Origin of the sequence: Flavobacterium macacae, assembly GCF_003865365.1 — a bacterium.
GTDB classification, from domain to species: Bacteria; Bacteroidota; Bacteroidia; order Flavobacteriales; family Flavobacteriaceae; genus Flavobacterium; species Flavobacterium macacae.
Window position 1 is genome coordinate 1 of sequence record NZ_RQVR01000051.1, and the last position, 205, is coordinate 205.

The 205-nt window shown below is 43.9% G+C and carries 1 protein-coding gene; it reads left to right on the forward strand.

All coding sequences use genetic code 11. The features are described from left to right. A partial coding sequence (locus EG849_RS15925) for a tyrosine-type recombinase/integrase (RefSeq protein WP_233581826.1) occupies positions 1-205 on the forward strand: 205 nt, incomplete at both ends.

Consider the following 205-nt stretch of genomic DNA (forward strand, 5'->3'; position numbering starts at 1 on the left):
CCAGAAGCGTACGATTGCAGGACTTGGATTTTGATAGAAAACAGCTCAAGGTCGTGCAAGGAAAAGGCAAAAAAGACCGTTACCTTCCGCTTTCGCTTCACTTGATACGAGGATTACAGAAATATATTCAAGCCGAAAAACCTCAGGATTATCTCTTTAACGGCCAGCCTGTTGAACGCTCTGGAGGTGATTTTGACTCTCGTTA